Annotated in this window: 18 protein-coding genes; 13 read left to right on the plus strand and 5 right to left on the minus strand. The window is 44.3% G+C overall.

Going from position 1 to position 15,801, the window contains the following annotated elements:
• Positions 1-129 (plus strand): cold-shock protein (locus AAEO50_RS19850; protein WP_341986111.1); only part of this gene is annotated, 129 nt, incomplete at its 5' end.
• A gap of 81 nt (positions 130-210) precedes the next feature.
• On the plus strand, positions 211-1,656 hold the full coding sequence (locus AAEO50_RS19855) for a DEAD/DEAH box helicase (protein ID WP_341986095.1): 1,446 nt from the start codon (positions 211-213) through the stop codon (positions 1,654-1,656).
• A 30-nt stretch (positions 1,657-1,686) separates the two neighbouring features.
• On the opposite strand, the gene nei is transcribed toward AAEO50_RS19855, so the two are convergent.
• Positions 1,687-2,529 carry an endonuclease VIII gene (nei, locus tag AAEO50_RS19860; protein WP_341986096.1) on the minus strand — a complete coding sequence of 281 codons (843 nt, stop codon included), beginning with the start codon at positions 2,527-2,529 and terminating at the stop codon, positions 1,687-1,689.
• 187 nt (positions 2,530-2,716) lie between these two features.
• Here nei and AAEO50_RS19865 point away from each other — a divergent pair, with 187 nt between their 5' ends.
• The 4 genes from AAEO50_RS19865 to AAEO50_RS19880 all read left to right on the plus strand — a co-directional run bounded on the left by AAEO50_RS19865 (position 2,717) and on the right by AAEO50_RS19880 (position 6,813).
• Positions 2,717-3,661 (plus strand): TRM11 family SAM-dependent methyltransferase, encoded by a 945-nt coding sequence (locus AAEO50_RS19865; protein WP_341986097.1) that lies wholly within the window; start codon positions 2,717-2,719, stop codon positions 3,659-3,661.
• 149 nt (positions 3,662-3,810) lie between these two features.
• Positions 3,811-4,482, plus strand: coding sequence for a serine/threonine protein kinase (locus AAEO50_RS19870; RefSeq protein WP_341986098.1), 672 nt, complete (start codon positions 3,811-3,813; stop codon positions 4,480-4,482).
• Between the two features lie 747 nt (positions 4,483-5,229).
• A complete protein-coding gene (locus tag AAEO50_RS19875) occupies positions 5,230-6,255 on the plus strand; it encodes a fatty acid desaturase (RefSeq protein ID WP_175987630.1) in 1,026 nt (341 codons plus the stop codon).
• Between the two features lie 69 nt (positions 6,256-6,324).
• Positions 6,325-6,813: a response regulator transcription factor gene (locus tag AAEO50_RS19880; protein ID WP_341986099.1), complete on the plus strand. Its 489-nt coding sequence runs from the start codon at positions 6,325-6,327 to the stop codon at positions 6,811-6,813.
• Positions 6,814-6,862: 49 nt separating this feature from the next.
• Here the strand turns inward: AAEO50_RS19880 and AAEO50_RS19885 are convergent, their stop codons facing one another.
• Together AAEO50_RS19885 and AAEO50_RS19890 are read right to left on the minus strand one after the other, a co-directional pair.
• A complete protein-coding gene (locus tag AAEO50_RS19885) occupies positions 6,863-7,348 on the minus strand; it encodes a hypothetical protein (protein ID WP_341986100.1) in 486 nt (161 codons plus the stop codon).
• A 183-nt stretch (positions 7,349-7,531) separates the two neighbouring features.
• Entirely contained in the window at positions 7,532-8,023 is a 492-nt protein-coding gene (locus AAEO50_RS19890; protein WP_341986101.1) for a hypothetical protein, read from the minus strand.
• 99 nt (positions 8,024-8,122) lie between these two features.
• Here AAEO50_RS19890 and AAEO50_RS19895 point away from each other — a divergent pair, with 99 nt between their 5' ends.
• Together AAEO50_RS19895 and AAEO50_RS19900 are read left to right on the plus strand one after the other, a co-directional pair.
• Positions 8,123-8,725: a vWA domain-containing protein gene (locus tag AAEO50_RS19895; protein WP_341986102.1), complete on the plus strand. Its 603-nt coding sequence runs from the start codon at positions 8,123-8,125 to the stop codon at positions 8,723-8,725.
• Positions 8,726-8,822: 97 nt separating this feature from the next.
• On the plus strand, positions 8,823-9,587 hold the full coding sequence (locus tag AAEO50_RS19900) for a MerR family transcriptional regulator (RefSeq protein ID WP_341986103.1): 765 nt from the start codon (positions 8,823-8,825) through the stop codon (positions 9,585-9,587).
• Between the two features lie 177 nt (positions 9,588-9,764).
• Here the strand turns inward: AAEO50_RS19900 and AAEO50_RS19905 are convergent, their stop codons facing one another.
• Together AAEO50_RS19905 and AAEO50_RS19910 are read right to left on the minus strand one after the other, a co-directional pair.
• Positions 9,765-10,748 carry a sensor histidine kinase gene (locus AAEO50_RS19905; protein WP_341986104.1) on the minus strand — a complete coding sequence of 328 codons (984 nt, stop codon included), beginning with the start codon at positions 10,746-10,748 and terminating at the stop codon, positions 9,765-9,767.
• Positions 10,749-10,762: 14 nt separating this feature from the next.
• A complete protein-coding gene (locus tag AAEO50_RS19910; RefSeq protein ID WP_341986105.1) occupies positions 10,763-11,461 on the minus strand; it encodes a LytTR family DNA-binding domain-containing protein in 699 nt (232 codons plus the stop codon).
• Between the two features lie 185 nt (positions 11,462-11,646).
• On the opposite strand from AAEO50_RS19910, the gene AAEO50_RS19915 reads away from it, so the two are divergent.
• The 5 genes from AAEO50_RS19915 to AAEO50_RS19940 form a co-directional block, all read left to right on the plus strand.
• Positions 11,647-12,399 carry an ATP-binding cassette domain-containing protein gene (locus AAEO50_RS19915; RefSeq protein ID WP_341986106.1) on the plus strand — a complete coding sequence of 251 codons (753 nt, stop codon included), beginning with the start codon at positions 11,647-11,649 and terminating at the stop codon, positions 12,397-12,399.
• Positions 12,389-13,543 (plus strand): ABC transporter permease, encoded by a 1,155-nt coding sequence (locus AAEO50_RS19920; RefSeq protein ID WP_341986107.1) that lies wholly within the window; start codon positions 12,389-12,391, stop codon positions 13,541-13,543. The genes AAEO50_RS19915 and AAEO50_RS19920 overlap by 11 nt, the downstream gene beginning before the upstream one ends.
• A 50-nt stretch (positions 13,544-13,593) precedes the next feature.
• Positions 13,594-13,791 carry a hypothetical protein gene (locus AAEO50_RS19925; protein ID WP_341986108.1) on the plus strand — a complete coding sequence of 66 codons (198 nt, stop codon included), beginning with the start codon at positions 13,594-13,596 and terminating at the stop codon, positions 13,789-13,791.
• A gap of 155 nt (positions 13,792-13,946) precedes the next feature.
• The gene (locus tag AAEO50_RS19930) at positions 13,947-15,191 is read left to right on the plus strand and encodes a DUF418 domain-containing protein (protein ID WP_341986109.1); all 1,245 of its coding nucleotides are present in this window, start codon (positions 13,947-13,949) and stop codon (positions 15,189-15,191) included.
• 508 nt (positions 15,192-15,699) lie between these two features.
• The coding region (locus AAEO50_RS19940) for a cold-shock protein (RefSeq protein ID WP_341986112.1) at positions 15,700-15,801 on the plus strand (102 nt) is incomplete at its 3' end.

A 15,801-nucleotide genomic window follows, 5' to 3' on the forward strand; every position in this document is an offset into this window, starting at 1 on the left:
GATGTATTCGTACATTTCTCAGCTATCCAAGGCGAAGGATTTAAATCTTTAGACGAAGGTCAAAAAGTAACGTTTGACACTGAACAAGGTCAACGCGGACTTCAAGCGGCTAACGTAAACAAAGCGTAATAGCTTTAAACGAAGGACTCTCTTGCAGAGTCCTTTTTTTATGCGGATATTTTGTAAAATACATTAAAATGAGGGTGTTATATGAATACGAACCGATTTTCCGATTTCGGACTTAGCGGGGAAATTAACAGAGCGTTAACGGAATTAGGATATGAAACTCCGACTGAAGTGCAGTCGAAGGTACTGCCTGTTGCATTGGAAAAGAAAGATCTTGTCGTAAAATCGCAAACCGGAAGCGGAAAGACGGCGTCATTCGGGATTCCGCTTTGTGAAATGGTGGAGTGGGAAGAGAACAAGCCCCAGGCACTGGTCCTTACCCCTACCCGCGAATTGGCGGTCCAGGTGAAAGAAGACATCACCAATATAGGAAGATTTAAGCGGATCAAAGTTGCTGCTGTATACGGGAAATCCCCTTTTCACCGTCAAAAGCTTGAACTGAACCAAAAGACGCACGTGGTCGCAGGTACACCCGGCCGTGTACTTGATCATATCGAAAAAGGGACATTTCCGCTGGACAAACTGAATTATCTTGTCATCGATGAAGCGGACGAGATGCTGAACATGGGCTTTATCGAACAGGTTGAAGCGATCATTCAGGAACTCCCTGCAGACAGAGTGACATTGACGTTTTCAGCCACCCTGCCGGAGGATGTCGAATCGCTCTGCCACAAATACATGAAAGACCCCGTGAACATCGAGGTGAAAGCGAAGGGCATCACCACTGATAAAATTGACCACACTGTCATACAAGTGGAGGAGAAAGATAAGTTTTCACTGCTGACAGATGTGGCGACCGTTGAAAATCCGGATAGCTGCATCATTTTCTGCCGGACCAAAGAGAATGTGGATAAGGTCTGTGACGAGCTGTTTGATAAAGGATTTCCTGTCGATAAGATTCACGGAGGCATGAATCAGGAAGCACGTTTTGAGGTCATGGATGAATTTAAACGGGGGGAATTCCGTTACCTGGTCGCAACAGATGTGGCTGCAAGAGGGATTGATGTCGAACGGATATCACACGTCATCAATTATGATCTTCCACTCGAAAAAGAAAGCTACGTCCATCGAACCGGAAGAACCGGACGGGCAGGGAACTCCGGGAAAGCCATCACGTTCATCACTCCGTATGAAGATAAATTCCTGAAGGAGATTGAAGAGTATATAGGTTTTACGATCGCGGAAGTTCAGCCGCCTTTAAAAGACGAGGTTGCGTTGGCGGCAAGTGCTTTTGAAGAAAAACTGAATGAAATCCCGGACATCAAAACGGATAAAAGCGAACGATTAAACAAAGAAATCATGAAGCTTTATTTCAACGGCGGGAAAAAGAAGAAGCTCAGGGCAGTGGACTTTGTCGGAACCATCGCCAAAATCGAAGGCATGACCGCAGACGACATCGGCATCATCACCATCCAGGAAAACCTGACCTATGTCGATATCCTCAACGGAAAAGGTCCGCTTGTCCTTCAAGCCATGAAAACCACCACCGTTAAAGGAAAGAAACTAAAAGTCCACGAGGCAAGAAACTAAAGAAGGCCCGTCCCGCTGCACGCTGATGCATTAACGCGCCGAGGGACGGGCTTCTTCTTTTTGGCATCGGGGACAGTAGTAGAGTCTCCTGGAAGCAGCTTGTGTTTTTTCAATTTCGGTGCCGCAGATGAAACATGATGCGCCTTCCCGGTTAAAAACCCAGTGACGATAGCCTGAGCGCTTGACACCTTCAGCCTTCAATTTCTCAGCAAGTTCAAGATCATTCGTGATTCCTCCTGTCCGGTAAGATTGTTCCATCAATCGGATGATGGCTTCAGAAGCTTTTACAAGTTGTCCTTCACTGCAGTCAATTGGACGGAGAGAAGGATGGATACCTGCAGCAAATAGTATTTCAGATCTCAAATAATTCCCGATCCCTGCAACAAACCCCTGGTCTAACAGGAGGATCGCCCATTTTCTTCTGAAAAACTTCTTATCTTTTATCCTCAGCAGCAGATCGCGAGGGGGTACCTTTTCACTCAAAATATCAGGGCCGACTTTCGCAATGAAAGGATGCTCGCTGACCTCCTCGTCACGCAGCACTTCAATATCGGATGAACTGTACAGAAGTGCCGACTTCTTCTCATTATGTAACGCCAATCGCAGCTGACGATTCGTCTTTGGGTAGTTATATACATTCTTTACATACCATTTTCCGTAAAGCTGATTATGTGAGTATACAGTGTAGCCATTGTCAAAGCGGATCAGCATGGCTTTCCCTTTGGTGTCTACCCTCATCACAACAGCACCCTGCAAGATTTCCTCGTAACCTTGCAGTTCGGGAAAAGCAAAATAAACATCTTCCACCTGTTTGTGCTGAAGGGCACGTTCAATTTGATCGGCTGCCCTCCTGATTTCTGGACCTTCCGGCATGAACTCTCCTCCTTTTTAATATAGATGTTCCCTGATTAAACCCGATGTAATCCTGAAGGCCCGTCCCTCGGTGCAATAACGCATTAACGCACCGAGGGACGGGCCTTTAAGACGATGGTTTACAGGGATGGTACAATGGAGAAATAACTGCTTTCGAGGAAATAAACCATCACACGGAGATGAAACGATGAAAACATTACCAATCGAACCGAGTTCATATTTATATACATTTACCTGGGAACCAAATGAAGAAGGTTTATGCGCATTAGAGAGGCGGGCTTTATTTGGTGTGGACTCCCAATCCGCTATTCTTGAAAGCTCTTCTGAAATTGATCCAAGCAGAAGTCCGTTCATAAAAGAGAGGCTCAGCGTCATCTGCGAAGGTGCCAGTTTAGAAGAACTAATAGAAGAAGTGAAAAAATTAGAGTCATTCGATGGCTTTAAAATCGTATTTGTACAAAATCCCGATCTCGAAAAAGTCGGCTTTAAAAAGCTGCGCAGCATCGAGAAGGAAGTCGGCCTTCATATGAAAGGCGAAGCGGAACTCGTCCATCCATCCATCTGGCTTGGCATCCTGAACACGGGTGAGAAATGGGTACTCGGGGACTATGTGAAAAACGAAGCGATTTGGTTAAAACACCAGTGGAAACCGCACAGTTATTCAACAGCCCTCGGTACACGCGTTGCAAGGGCAGTCGTCAACATTGCTGCCCCAAACCCAGAATGCCTAAAGCTGATCGATCCGTGCTGCGGCATCGGAACGGTACTTGTCGAGGCCTTATCAATGGGAATCGATATCGTGGGGAGCGATCGGAACCCGCTTATTTTATCAGGAGTACGGGAAAATATGGCCCATTTTGGCTTAGAGGGCGAAGTGACGTTGAAAGACATACGAGATGTCACCAACCGGTATGATGCGGCCATCATCGATCTTCCTTATAACTTATGTTCGGTCATCACTCCGGAAGAGCAGCTTGAAATGCTTCAAAGTGCAAGGGCGTTTGCCTCTAAAGTCGTAATTGTCACGGTCGAGGATGTCGATACAGTCATCCTTGAAGCAGGCTTCGAAATCACGGACCGATGCGTCGTGACGAAAGGGAATTTTGTCCGCGAAGTCATTGTATGCGAGTAGTTTCCTGAAAGAAACATCCTGAAAAAGGCTGCACTGATAGAAATTACAAATAGGTTCAAAGTTGAAGTCCCAGAGTAATAAATGCTATATTGATGCGAATAACATAGTAATCAATGAATCAGGCATTACTCATACGAAGGGAGAATGACATGACTACTCATTGGGAAACTGCAATTCATTCCCTATCCCATATAAAAGTTACTTCAAACCCCAATAATGAACCTGTCACCATCACGGGCGGCCATGACCGTCTTCGCTGTATCGGTGTGGGGACGGATGCGGCCGTTTTTCAGCACCTTGATGTCCCGCGATATGCCTTTAAATTATACGCAGACGAGAAAGCCCCTAAAATAAAGATAGAAGAAAAGGTATATAGCATGATCGGGGATTCGCCTTTCTTCTCCACATGTTATGCTGCCTATGACACGTTCCTGGTCTTGAGTTATGAAGAAGGTGTCACGCTCTTTGACTGCATCCTGCAAGGCATCCGTATCCCTCCTCAGGTTGTGAGTGACGTGGAGGAAGCAAGGGAATATGTACGGGGAAAGGGCTTGAACCCCCGGGATATTCATCTGAAAAATATTTTGATGAAGGATGGCCGTGCAAAGATCATCGATGTCTCTGAATATATCCTTCCGGGAAATGATTTCCGCTGGGAGCATTTGAAGAGGGGATATGAAGAATATTACCACTTGATTGAAGGGAAAGCCGTTCCATTCTGGCTTGTCGAAACCGTTCGGAAATGGTACAACCAGTGGAATTCTTCATATGATGAATTCATGAAAATCATCTTGAAGTTTACTTCGTTTAAAAGAGACTGACTCATTATGTAAGAAGCTTGGACTGAATAAAGATTCACTGCCTAAAGACGAACATTATAGAGTGGTCTCTAAACACCGCTAATGATTTCCGCGTGCAAGACTTCGCTTTCCGCGGGTATCCCGTGAGCCTCCTCGCCACTCACTGCGTTCCTGCGGGTCAGAAAAGCGGAGGGGATTTGCTCAGAGGCGGTTGGCATAAGGCGAATCGACCAAGAAGGCGTTCTTTGCCTTCTTGGTCGGTTTGACTTATGACATGTGCCTCTAAGCCCCGTAGCTAGACAAGTCTCACATTAGCTACTCTTCCCGCAGGAGTCTTCGTCTTGCACTCCAATCAACCGCTAGAAAGAGCTAAAATCGAAAAGGACATTTTAACTGAAAAAACCAGACTGATTTGCCCAGCTAGAATGAAAATCAGTCTGGATTTTTCTTATGTTAAAGCACTTTTGTCCCAGCCTCTTTTCCATCCACTCCAACCACATACTGTAATTCATTTAGATTTGTCGAAGCATCGGAGTTACGTAAATTTTTGATTGTCAATGTGATACAAATTAAATAAAAAACAAATTTTTTTCCTGATTCCGGGTACTCTAAAACATGACTACACCGGGGTTCAGGCGCTTTTTTAGGAATAAATATCCCCCCGATATGACAAATGTCATGTTCAGGCTATGACACCTACTACTAAAAATGTTTTCTTCATTCCTATATAGTTGTTCTTACAACCCAAAGAAAAGGGGATCTGAATAAATGTCAAAACTTAAAACACTTAAAAAACAAGTAGCACCCTTCGAAAAAGGGACAACTAAAGAAAGTATATGGCAGCTAGTTAACACGCTGGTGCCGTTTATCACGTTATGGGTTCTTGCCTATCAAAGTCTTTCCGTTTCTTATTGGTTAGCGCTGGTGCCAATGGTGATCGCAGCGGGATTCTTAACAAGGATCTTCATCATCTTTCATGATTGCACACACTATAACTTCTTCAAAAGCCGCCGGACGAACCGGATTGTAGGGACTGCACTTGGTGTCATCACCGTGTTTCCGTTCGATCAATGGGGACATGAGCATACCGTTCACCATGCAACAAGCGGTAACTTGGATAAACGCGGAACCGGGGATATCTGGACACTGACGGTGGATGAATACAAAGCAGCGCCTCTGAAATTGCGCCTTGCTTATCGTTTCTACCGCAATCCGATCGTGATGTTTGTATTAGGACCGATCTGGGTCTTCCTTATTAAAAATAGATTCAACCGTAAAGGTGCAAGAAAGAAAGAACGTATGAATACGTATCTGGTAAACGTATTGATCGCTGCCGTGGCTGTTCTTCTCGGTGTGACAGTAGGCTGGCAGCAATTCCTGATCGTACAGGGGTCCATCTTCATGATCTCAGGTGCGGCGGGCATTTGGCTCTTTTATGTGCAGCACACATTCGAGGATTCGTATTTTGAAGAAGATAAAGAATGGGAGTATGTGTTAGCCGCAGTAGAAGGAAGCTCCTACTATAAGCTTCCGAAAGTGCTCCAATTCCTTACTGGGAATATCGGCTATCACCATATTCACCATCTAAGTCCGAGAGTGCCGAACTACCGGCTTGAAGAGACTCACAACAGCATCCCTGATCTGCAGCATGTGCCGACGATCACGCTCGCTACAAGCTTAACATCCCTTCGTTTCCGCCTGTGGGACGAAGATCGAAAGAACTTTGTAAGCTTTAAGGACGTCAAGTCTTTACCGAAAACAAAGATCTCAACTGAAGCGAAGCCTGAATTATAAGTTTAAAATGACTCTCCTTCTTTAAGGGGAGTCATCTTTGTAAACGCCGGGAAAAAAGGAGAGACATACATGATTCGAATTGTCATTGCAGAGGATCAAGAATTGCTGCTGGGAGCGATTGGGTCCCTTCTAGATTTAGAAGATGATATGGAAGTAGTGGGTCTTGCGAGTAATGGGGAAGAGGCGGTCAGGCTTGTGCATCAAATGAATCCCGATGTCTGTATCATGGACATGGAAATGCCCAAGAAGACCGGTATAGAAGCAGCGGAAGAATTGAAGCAGCTTGAATGCAAAGTGATCATCTTGACCACATTCGCAAGGAGCGGATTCTATACTCGTGTCATCGAAGCCGGCATCAGGGGATATCTGCTGAAGGACAGTCCCAGTGAAGAGCTTGCCGTCTCAATCAGAAGCATTATGAATGGAAGCCGCATCTACACCCCTGAACTGATAGATCACGACGAGAGGCCGGATGCACCTGCTCCAGTGACACCGATTAAATCAATTAAAACCTACTTCTCCACCCTAAAAGACAAAATCAAAATGCCAGCCGGATAAAAAAGGCCCGTCCTGCAGTGCTTTAACGCACTGCGGGACGGGCCTTTATTCATTTCTGCCTCCTGGCAAGGCCTCTTTCGAAGGCGGCAAGGTGATTCACTGATGCATTGCGTAAATTCGTAAACACGAATCTGACATCAGCCGGCAGGTCAAAGGTTAAAAATCTGTCATACATCGCGATATTTTCAATTTCCCCCTCAACTCCCTGGGCAAAAGCTGCTTTAACTGAAGCCGGGGTTTGAACGAAGGACTGTGAAACATCCGGAGGCAAAGGGATTCCGTACATATTAAATAGCTGGACCAGTGCTGAAATATGTCTTCGTTCCGCTTCTCTGATTCTTTCAAATGTACGTATCGAACCGAATGTCTTAAGAATCGCATTGTATCTTGATTGAGCCAAATATTCATCCTGTAGGGCATAGATCAGCATTTCAGGCAAGGTGAGGGCAGGAGCATTGAGGGCCGCTTTTGCTCCATAACTTTCAGCGCCCTGCCTTCCATAACAAAATTGGTTGGGTAAATTAAACATATTCATAATCAAACAGCCTCCTGGGTTATCTGTAACACCATATCGTATGTGTAACTGAATGGAAGCCGTGCATGTATCGTCATGAAATTCGAAATAATTGCATAAATTAGTGGGAGGGAAAGAAAACAGTGATTCGGAAAAGGGTGCCGTAATAAGAAAACCAGAGCATGGAGACTTCCTGCTCTGGTTTTATACGTTCAACGTCTTCAATTGGAAATGATCCAGCGTCTCATTCAGTACTTGAAGGTCGAAGATTTCATTGTTCAGAAAAAAACGGACGATCAAATCAGATGTATCGCTGTCAGACAGGGAATATCCCCCCGCACTCAATAAATCTTCTGTATCGTCGATATCGAGCTCAAGGGCGAAAGCAAGTGCAATTGCCGTATGTTTTTTTGGGTGGTAATCGGGGTTGGAGCGGATCTTCGAGAAGTGCCTGCGGTCAAGCCCTGCTTTCTTGTAAATGGCAGAGTCAGTGACGCCTTTTTGATCGATATAATGGAATAAAACCTGTTGAAGCGTAGGTTTGCGGTTCATTTTAATAAAATCCTCGAGTTCACTTGAAAATATTTCTTCTTCATAAATAGGGTGCGGAGCTTCAAGGCAGTAATCAGTTTCGCCGCGATTAAGATGAAGAGCGATATATTCCTGTAATTCTACGAGTATCTCTTTTTGAAGCAAGGGACAAACCTCCTCAGAAAATGTCGCTTTCCAGGCGACCAAATAATGGATGACATCCACTATGATTATAGCATGAACCAATTAGAGAGGATGTTGAAGATGAAGAAAAATCTTACTGAAATCATATTTCTGCTTGACCGCAGCGGCTCGATGGGAGGACTTGAACTAGACACGATCGGGGGATTTAATGCCTTCATTGACAGACAATGTAAAATGGAAGGGGAAACTTACCTGACGACCGTCCTATTTGACGATCAAACAGATATTCTATGGAACGGCATTGATGCCCATCATGCGAGACTGACAGATGAAGAGTATTATGTGAGGGGATGCACCGCCTTGCTTGATGCCGTTGGCAAAACCATTTCCGAAGTAGCCAGGAGACTGTCCAAAACCAGTGAAGACCAAAAGCCCGAAAACGTTATCTTTGTCATCACAACAGACGGGATGGAAAACGCGAGCCGAGAATACACCAATGAAAAAGTGAAGCAGATGATCAGACATCAGCAGGAGAAATACAATTGGGAATTCATCTTCATGGGCGCCAATATCGACGCAGCCGAAGAGGCCGGTTCCATCGGCATCCCTAAGGAGCAGGCATTTTCTTTTGAGGCGTCCAATGAAGGTGTGGGGAAAATGTATGACCTTGCTTGTGACGTCGTGAGTGAGAAAAGGATTGAAAAGGCCTTTATTAGAGACTGATTTTATTGGAAAGACTATTCTATGAAAAAATGCCAAAAACCCCTTTACCTTCACGCAGCGTAAAGGTGTACAGTTAAATTGTCAGGAGGTGAGATCAATGGAATATACCGTGAAAAAGCTCGGGGAATTAGCAGGCGTAAGCCCCCGTACCCTCCGCTATTACGATGAAATCGGGATCCTCAAGCCGGCGAGAATCAATTCATCAGGATACCGGATCTACGGGGAGAAGGAAGTCGATAAGCTGCAGCAAATTCTCTTTTACAAGGAACTTGGCGTTGAACTTCAACAAATAAAGGATATTCTTGAGGATCCCACTTTTGACTTAACAAGCGCATTGGCTGAACACCGTGATCAATTACTGGCAAAGAGAAAACAACTCGATCAACTTATTGCCAATGTAGATAAAACCATTGCCGTGAAGAAAGGGAGAATGACGATGTCTGATAAAGAAAAGTTTGAAGGATTCAAAAAAGACATGATTGATGAAAATGAACGTAAATACGGAAAAGAAATAAGGGAGAAGTATGGCGACGATACGGTTAATCAATCGAACGCGAATCTTCAAAATATGACTCAGGAAGAATATGAACGTGCAAACACACTCGCTGAAGATATCCACGAAATGTTGGCGGAAGCCTTTAAAACCGGTGATCCATCAAGCGAGGCCGCCCAGGAAGCGGCCGAACTGCACAAACAATGGATTTCCATGTACTGGCCGCAATACAGCAAGGAAGCACATGCTGGCCTCGGGGATATGTATGCAACGGATGACCGTTTCAAAGCCTACTATGATAAAGAGCAAGACGGTGTGGCGGAATTCCTCAGAGACGCGATCTATGTTTATACAGGAATGAAAAAATAATGAAACAAGGTGGCAGTGCAAGGACTTCTTGTGTTGGCCCTTACAATAATAGAACGGGTGTATAAAATCGAGGCAGAGTTGAGCAGACAGTAAAGAATGCAAACAAGCTCCTTACTGTCTGCTTTTTTTTAAAAAAATACTCCCTGCTAAACTGGGAACTGACCCTCCGATGTACATTCAGTGAATGGCAGGAAACTTGATTTTCACCGTGAACGATTCTTCTTTATGGATAAAATCCAAATAACCTCCATATTTCTTCACAATGTCATTGATCATTTTAGTCCCGAGCCCCTCGTGGCCACCCGCTTTTGTCGTATGACCATAGCTCTCATAAAGTTTATCGATGATGCGAGAGGGAATCTCTAACGAGTCATTCTCGCAATTCAACACATATAATCCGCTTCTTTTATAGAATTGTAGAATGATTTCTGGATGCTTGCCTTTCTTCTGTTGAAATTCCTCACAGGCATCCAGGCTGTTTGACAAGAGATTGCCGAGAAGGGTCACGATATCTTTGTCGGATAAAGGCAGGGTGGAAAGAGGCATATCGAGATCATAGATCATCTCGATCCCTTTATTCTTGCCTCGTCTGTACATATCATGAAGGATGCCTGCCACACTGCCTCTTTCGCCCCTTATGGACAGGTTCGTTTCTTCATATCCATCCACCAAATCATCCAGATAGACTCTCGCTTCCTTCACCTCAGAGTGTTCCAGCATGAAATGGAGGGCTGAGATATGTTTGAGGAAATCATGCCGTTCGCTGCGGACCACCCTGAAGGTATCATTCAGCTGGTTACGTTCTTCTTCAAATTGTGTAACCGACTGAGTCAAACCGGAAATCTTTCTGGAACCTGCTATTCTCACGGATTCAAATCCTATAAAAATCGTAAAAAGAAGACCCTGTACCGGGGCGGGCTCAGTCCCAAGATATACAGCGATGAGTATACATTGCCAAATGAATATACTGTAGTGCCACCGCGCACCCAGCCCAGATAGGGAAACTTGGACGTTCCGATAAAGAAGAAATGTGACAGACAAGATGACAGGAATGCTAATCATGTAGTGAAGATCGACCTGGAATCCCTCTAATGAAAAATGCAAATGAATAAAACTGAATATCGCGATATAAGTCCAGTACCAAAGATTCTGCTGCTTCAATTCCCTTCCACCTTTTAAAAGTAATGTTGTTGCAGGAAGTCGACTTTTTCTTTTGTGATCATTGCCTGCGCCTCCATGCCTTCAAACCTGATGATGTAAGAGTTCTTGGCATAAAGGGAGAAGTTTTTTACATAGTGGATATTGATGATGAATGAACGGTGGGAGCGGATGAAATCCCGTTCCCTCAGCTCGCCTTCGAGCTCATTGAGTGTTAAGTATGTCTTGATCTCTCCGTCTTTTGTATGTATGGTTGTCGACCTGCCCGACCGTTCGATAAAGACGATATCTTTCTTTTGGACGATGTGGATGTCGTTTTTTTGTCTGAGATACAGCCTTCCCTTCATTTCAGCTGATTTCGTTTTTTCTTTCAATCGTTCAATCGAACCGATCAGCCGGTCCTTAGTATAAGGCTTCATGATGTAATCATGAACATTCAGCTCGAACGCATGTACCGCATATCCGCTGTTGGCGGTTACAAAGATAACGGAAATATTCAATGCGTGGGAATGAATGATATCAGCCAATTCATATCCGGAAAGGTTAGGCATCTCGATATCCGCAATCAGCACGTCCACTGTTTCCCTTTTGATCTGATCATAGGCTTCTTCCGCCGATGTCGTCGAAAATATGATGTCAACTTCGGGTATCCCCGATACAATCCCATTCAATTTGTCTAAATCAATCAGCCGGTCATCAACCAATCCAATCTTCATCTCAGTCAGCCTTTCATATGAAAAAAGATAAAATATTCCAATTCAAGATACATTCATCTTACCATGTTTTTAGAAGGATTTGACCTTTTCACGACATCAAATGGAATTTTCACGACAAAAGTGCAGATTCTTTCGTGGATTGTTTGTAAGATAATGACAAGATCACAAAACACGAGGTGGATGAAATGATTGAAATTCAAGAAGTGACAAAGCAGTTTAAAGACAAAAAGAACTACGTGACTGCATTAAAACACGTTTCGTTTTCAGTGAAGGAAGGAGAGGTTGTCGGTCTGCTCGGGGAAAATGGTGCCGGGAAAACGACGCTGCTCCGGACGATTGCCACTCTACTAAATCCGACAGAAGGAACAGTGACGGTTTCAGGATATGACACAGTCAAGAGCCCGAATGAAATCAAGAGGCAGATCGGTGTCCTGTTCGGAGGGGAAACCGGTCTGTATGAACGGTTGACAGCCCGTGAGAACCTTGAATACTTCGCAGGCTTATATGGAATGGGCAAACACGAGACGAAGGTCCGGATCGAGGAACTCGCCCGGATGTTCGGGATGAGGGACTATCTTGACCGGAAAGTTGGCGGTTTTTCAAAAGGGATGAGGCAAAAAGTCGCCATCTCGAGGACTCTGATCCACAATCCGGATATCATCTTGTTTGATGAACCGACAACAGGACTTGATATCACTTCTTCCAATGTATTCAGGCAGCTTGTTCATCAGCTGAAGAGGGGAGGGAAGACGATTATTTTCTCCAGCCACATCATGGAGGAAGTGTCGATGCTTTGCAGCAAGGTAGCGATGATTCACAAAGGGGAGCTCATCTATGAAGGGGATATTGAAGAGCTCTACAAAAATGAGAAAAGCCGTGATTTGAACTATATCTTTATGAGTAAGCTTGTCAGGGGGAATGAGCACTATGCTTCGTAGAATCTTTTTGAAGGAAATGAAAGACAGTTTCAGGGACAGAAGGACGTTATTCCTGATCGTTCTCCTCCCTATCTTGATGATGAGCGGATTGACTTTTTTCTATGAAAATATGCTGAAAGGTGATAAGGAAGATACGTATACTCTGGCGGTCAATCAGGATGCTGATGAAGAAATCCTAGCAAGAATTTCTACCTATGAAAATGTGAAAATCGAAAAGTCGTCCGATCCTGAAAAGATGGTCAGTGACGGCGATGCTCTCGCAGGCCTGATGGTGGCACATGATTTCATGGAATCTGTGGAGCAGGGGGAAACAACGGAAGTCACTGTCTTGGGGGATTCCTTCAGTCAAAAATCTTCAAGTTTGATTGCCATTGTCACCAATGAATTCACCACTCTTGAAAAAGAAATCACCGCCCAGCGCCTCGAAGCCCAGGGAACCGATCTGTCTGTCATCCAGCCGTTTACAGTGAAACAGGAAGAGCTTTCTGAAGACCTCAGCGTCAACATGCTCGCTTTACTGGTTCCGCTAATCCTTGCCATCGCAATCGGAATCGGGGCAAGTCCAGCCGCAGCTGAATTATTTGCTGGGGAAAAAGAAAAGAAAACGATGGAAGCCCTGCTGATGACACCGGTAAATCGCTCAACCCTCATATTGGCGAAGTGGCTCTCCATTTCATCGTTGAGTACTATCATGGGCTTCATCACGCTAATGGTCATGATGATTGAGATCACCTTCTTCACAGAAAAGTTGAAGGAAGCAATCTCCTTGGGGGAAAACCTAAACTTGATTGCGGGAATCTCGTTACTCGTCATATTGGTCTATGCAGTCTTCAATTCCTCCATTTTAATGATCACAAGCATCATGGGGAAAACGGTGAAGGAAGCCCAAAGCTATTACACCCCCATTTCAATGCTTTCGATGTTTCCGGCGATGATCATCAGTAGTCTGGGAGTGAACGAACTAGAAGCCCATCACTTTGCTATCCCGATATTGAATCTATTCAGTCAGATGAAAGAGCTTCTGTTTGGGATTGTCGATTATCAACATCTGGCGATCACGCTTTCCAGCAACTTGATTGTGATGATTGTCGTCTTCATCATCGGACGCATTCTGTTTATGAAGGATAAGTGGGTAATAAACTAAGGGGCACTGGGGAGTGCCAAACTCCCTTGCAAAGAGAAAGGATGGTCACTATGAAAACAGGGACGAAAATAGCCTTTTTTACGGCACTCTTCGTTTTAATCGGTTTTCCGATTATCTTTACAGTGATTTCATTAATGATCGGTGACTGGAAGTACCTTTTTTACAGTCTGCCAGGCTCGTTCACTGCAGGTTTCACAAGTCTTATCGTGACACTGAAACATATCAAGGATGAGCGTAAAGCGGCCTAGGGATATCTTCACTACTTAAACAGAACCATTGAAAATATTATAAAAAAATAATAACAACACGAAATAGTTGTACTCATCCACTCCTCATTTGTTATATAATCTTAAAGTATTGAACTGTAAAAAATATACAAACCAGAAAGTAGAGGAGTAACCAAATGAAATCGTCACCGGTATCAGGAAAAGAACGGATGATCACGCTCGACATCATCCGCGGTTTTGCTTTATTCGGAATATTCCTGGTGAATATGCCGACGTTCCATTCACCTGAATTCATGAAATCGATGTATGGGATTCCTGCCGATTACAGTGGCATTGATCACTGGATCGATGTCTTTTTTGCCTTATTTGTTGATATGAAATTTTTTACGATCTTTTCTTTCTTATTTGGCCTTGGATTTTATATCTTTATGAGCAGGGCTGAGGAAAAGGGACTTCATATGAACAGGTTGTACCTGAGAAGGATCTTCACCCTGCTGCTATTCGGGGCCGCGCATCTGATCGGCCTATGGTTCGGGGATATTCTCCATACGTATGCCATCGCAGGTTTATTGCTTCTTTTCTTTTATAAAAGAAAGATCAAGACGATGGTCATCTGGGCATTTAGTCTGTTGTTTGCCATCAACGCGTTATTCAGCCTGATGCTTCTGATCCCGGCAAGTTTCCTTGAGGCAACGGAATCTGCATCGGCCGCAAGCATGTTGTACGGCAGTATGGAAGAGTATCTGCATGTGTACGAACATGGCAGCTACATCGAGTGGGTATCCTACCGCCTGGGAACCGAAGTGCCGGCGATGCTGGCGAACTTGATCCCGGCTATGTTCCCGGTACTTGCCATGTTCCTATTCGGACTGGCTGCAGGAAAAGCCGGCATCTTTCGTGATGTAGAAAAGCATCTGCCTTTCTTTAAGAAAATACGCACATTGTCTTTAGTAATCAGCATCCCCCTTGTCATGGTCCTTGCCATGTATATGACGAAGGTCTGGGATCTTGGTGTGAAACAGGAATTTGCCGTGCAGGTGTTCACAAGCTTGAGCGGATTGACCCTTTGCTTCTTTTACATTTCATTCCTCACGCTTTTATTAAGGAAAGAAAAGTGGCAGCAAAAGCTTCGGACCCTTGGGTATACAGGTCAGATGGCTCTGACCAATTACCTGATGCAAACGATCATTTCTGTCAGCCTATTCGTAGGACTGGGGTTTTACGGAGATGTAAGTCTTTGGTTAGGAACCGTCATCTGCCTTGTCATCTTCTCACTCCAACTGGCATTCAGCACCTGGTGGCTGAAAAAATTCCGTTTCGGTCCATTTGAATGGCTGTGGAGATCAATCACTTACCTCAAACTTCAACCAATGGCCAAAAAAGAAACCAAAACAGATCGTATTAATGATAAGGCTGTTTAAAAGACCTTTGATGATGGGCTGGGACAAAAGTTTTTCAGCATAAGGAAACCCGACTGATTTGCCTTCTAGCTGGCTAATCAGTCCGGGTTTTTAGTTAAAATGTCCATTTAGATCTTAGCTCTTTCCAGCGGTTGATTGTAGTGCAAGACGAAGACTCCTGCAGGAGAAGTGGCCAATGTGAGACCCCGCAGGAGCGAATGCGACGAGGAGGCTCACGGGCTACCCGCGGAAAGCGAAGTCTTGCACGGAAATCATTAGCGGTGTTTAGAGACTACTCTAAAATGCCGTCTTTAGGAAGTGGTTTTATTTTTTCTCTCAGCCTCTTTCATAAAAAACGAATTTCCGTAAAATAAAATTTGCTTTTAACATCAATACCTGTTATTCTAAGGAAGAATTATTTTTGTTCGGTCTGTAAGGAATGAAAGTATTTAAACTTTTCGCCTTTGATATCTAATTGAGCAATAATAGTAATAAAAGTGGACTCGAATCCACGCAGGAGGAAACAATTATGCAAGAAGGTACAGTAAAATGGTTTAACGCAGAAAAAGGTTTCGGTTTCATCGAAATCGAAGGTGGAGAAGATGTATTCGTACATTTCTCAGCTATCCAA

The organism is Rossellomorea oryzaecorticis, assembly GCF_038405515.1.
GTDB classification, from domain to species: domain Bacteria; phylum Bacillota; class Bacilli; order Bacillales; family Bacillaceae_B; genus Rossellomorea; species Rossellomorea oryzaecorticis_A.

Excerpts from the sequence above, each read along its gene's own strand:
- AAEO50_RS19910 (WP_341986105.1), bottom strand. The coding sequence starts at position 11,461 with ATGAAGATTGGATTGGTTGATGACCGGCTGATTGATTTAGACAAATTG.
- AAEO50_RS19880 (WP_341986099.1), top strand. The coding sequence starts at position 6,325 with ATGATTCGAATTGTCATTGCAGAGGATCAAGAATTGCTGCTGGGAGCG.
- AAEO50_RS19895 (WP_341986102.1), top strand. The coding sequence starts at position 8,123 with ATGAAGAAAAATCTTACTGAAATCATATTTCTGCTTGACCGCAGCGGC.
- AAEO50_RS19900 (WP_341986103.1), top strand. The coding sequence starts at position 8,823 with ATGGAATATACCGTGAAAAAGCTCGGGGAATTAGCAGGCGTAAGCCCC.
- nei (WP_341986096.1), bottom strand. The coding sequence starts at position 2,529 with ATGCCGGAAGGTCCAGAAATCAGGAGGGCAGCCGATCAAATTGAACGT.
- AAEO50_RS19930 (WP_341986109.1), top strand. The coding sequence starts at position 13,947 with ATGAAATCGTCACCGGTATCAGGAAAAGAACGGATGATCACGCTCGAC.
- AAEO50_RS19885 (WP_341986100.1), bottom strand. The coding sequence starts at position 7,348 with ATGAATATGTTTAATTTACCCAACCAATTTTGTTATGGAAGGCAGGGC.
- AAEO50_RS19870 (WP_341986098.1), top strand. The coding sequence starts at position 3,811 with ATGACTACTCATTGGGAAACTGCAATTCATTCCCTATCCCATATAAAA.
- AAEO50_RS19865 (WP_341986097.1), top strand. The coding sequence starts at position 2,717 with ATGAAAACATTACCAATCGAACCGAGTTCATATTTATATACATTTACC.
- AAEO50_RS19875 (WP_175987630.1), top strand. The coding sequence starts at position 5,230 with ATGTCAAAACTTAAAACACTTAAAAAACAAGTAGCACCCTTCGAAAAA.
- AAEO50_RS19920 (WP_341986107.1), top strand. The coding sequence starts at position 12,389 with ATGCTTCGTAGAATCTTTTTGAAGGAAATGAAAGACAGTTTCAGGGAC.
- AAEO50_RS19915 (WP_341986106.1), top strand. The coding sequence starts at position 11,647 with ATGATTGAAATTCAAGAAGTGACAAAGCAGTTTAAAGACAAAAAGAAC.
- AAEO50_RS19925 (WP_341986108.1), top strand. The coding sequence starts at position 13,594 with ATGAAAACAGGGACGAAAATAGCCTTTTTTACGGCACTCTTCGTTTTA.
- AAEO50_RS19855 (WP_341986095.1), top strand. The coding sequence starts at position 211 with ATGAATACGAACCGATTTTCCGATTTCGGACTTAGCGGGGAAATTAAC.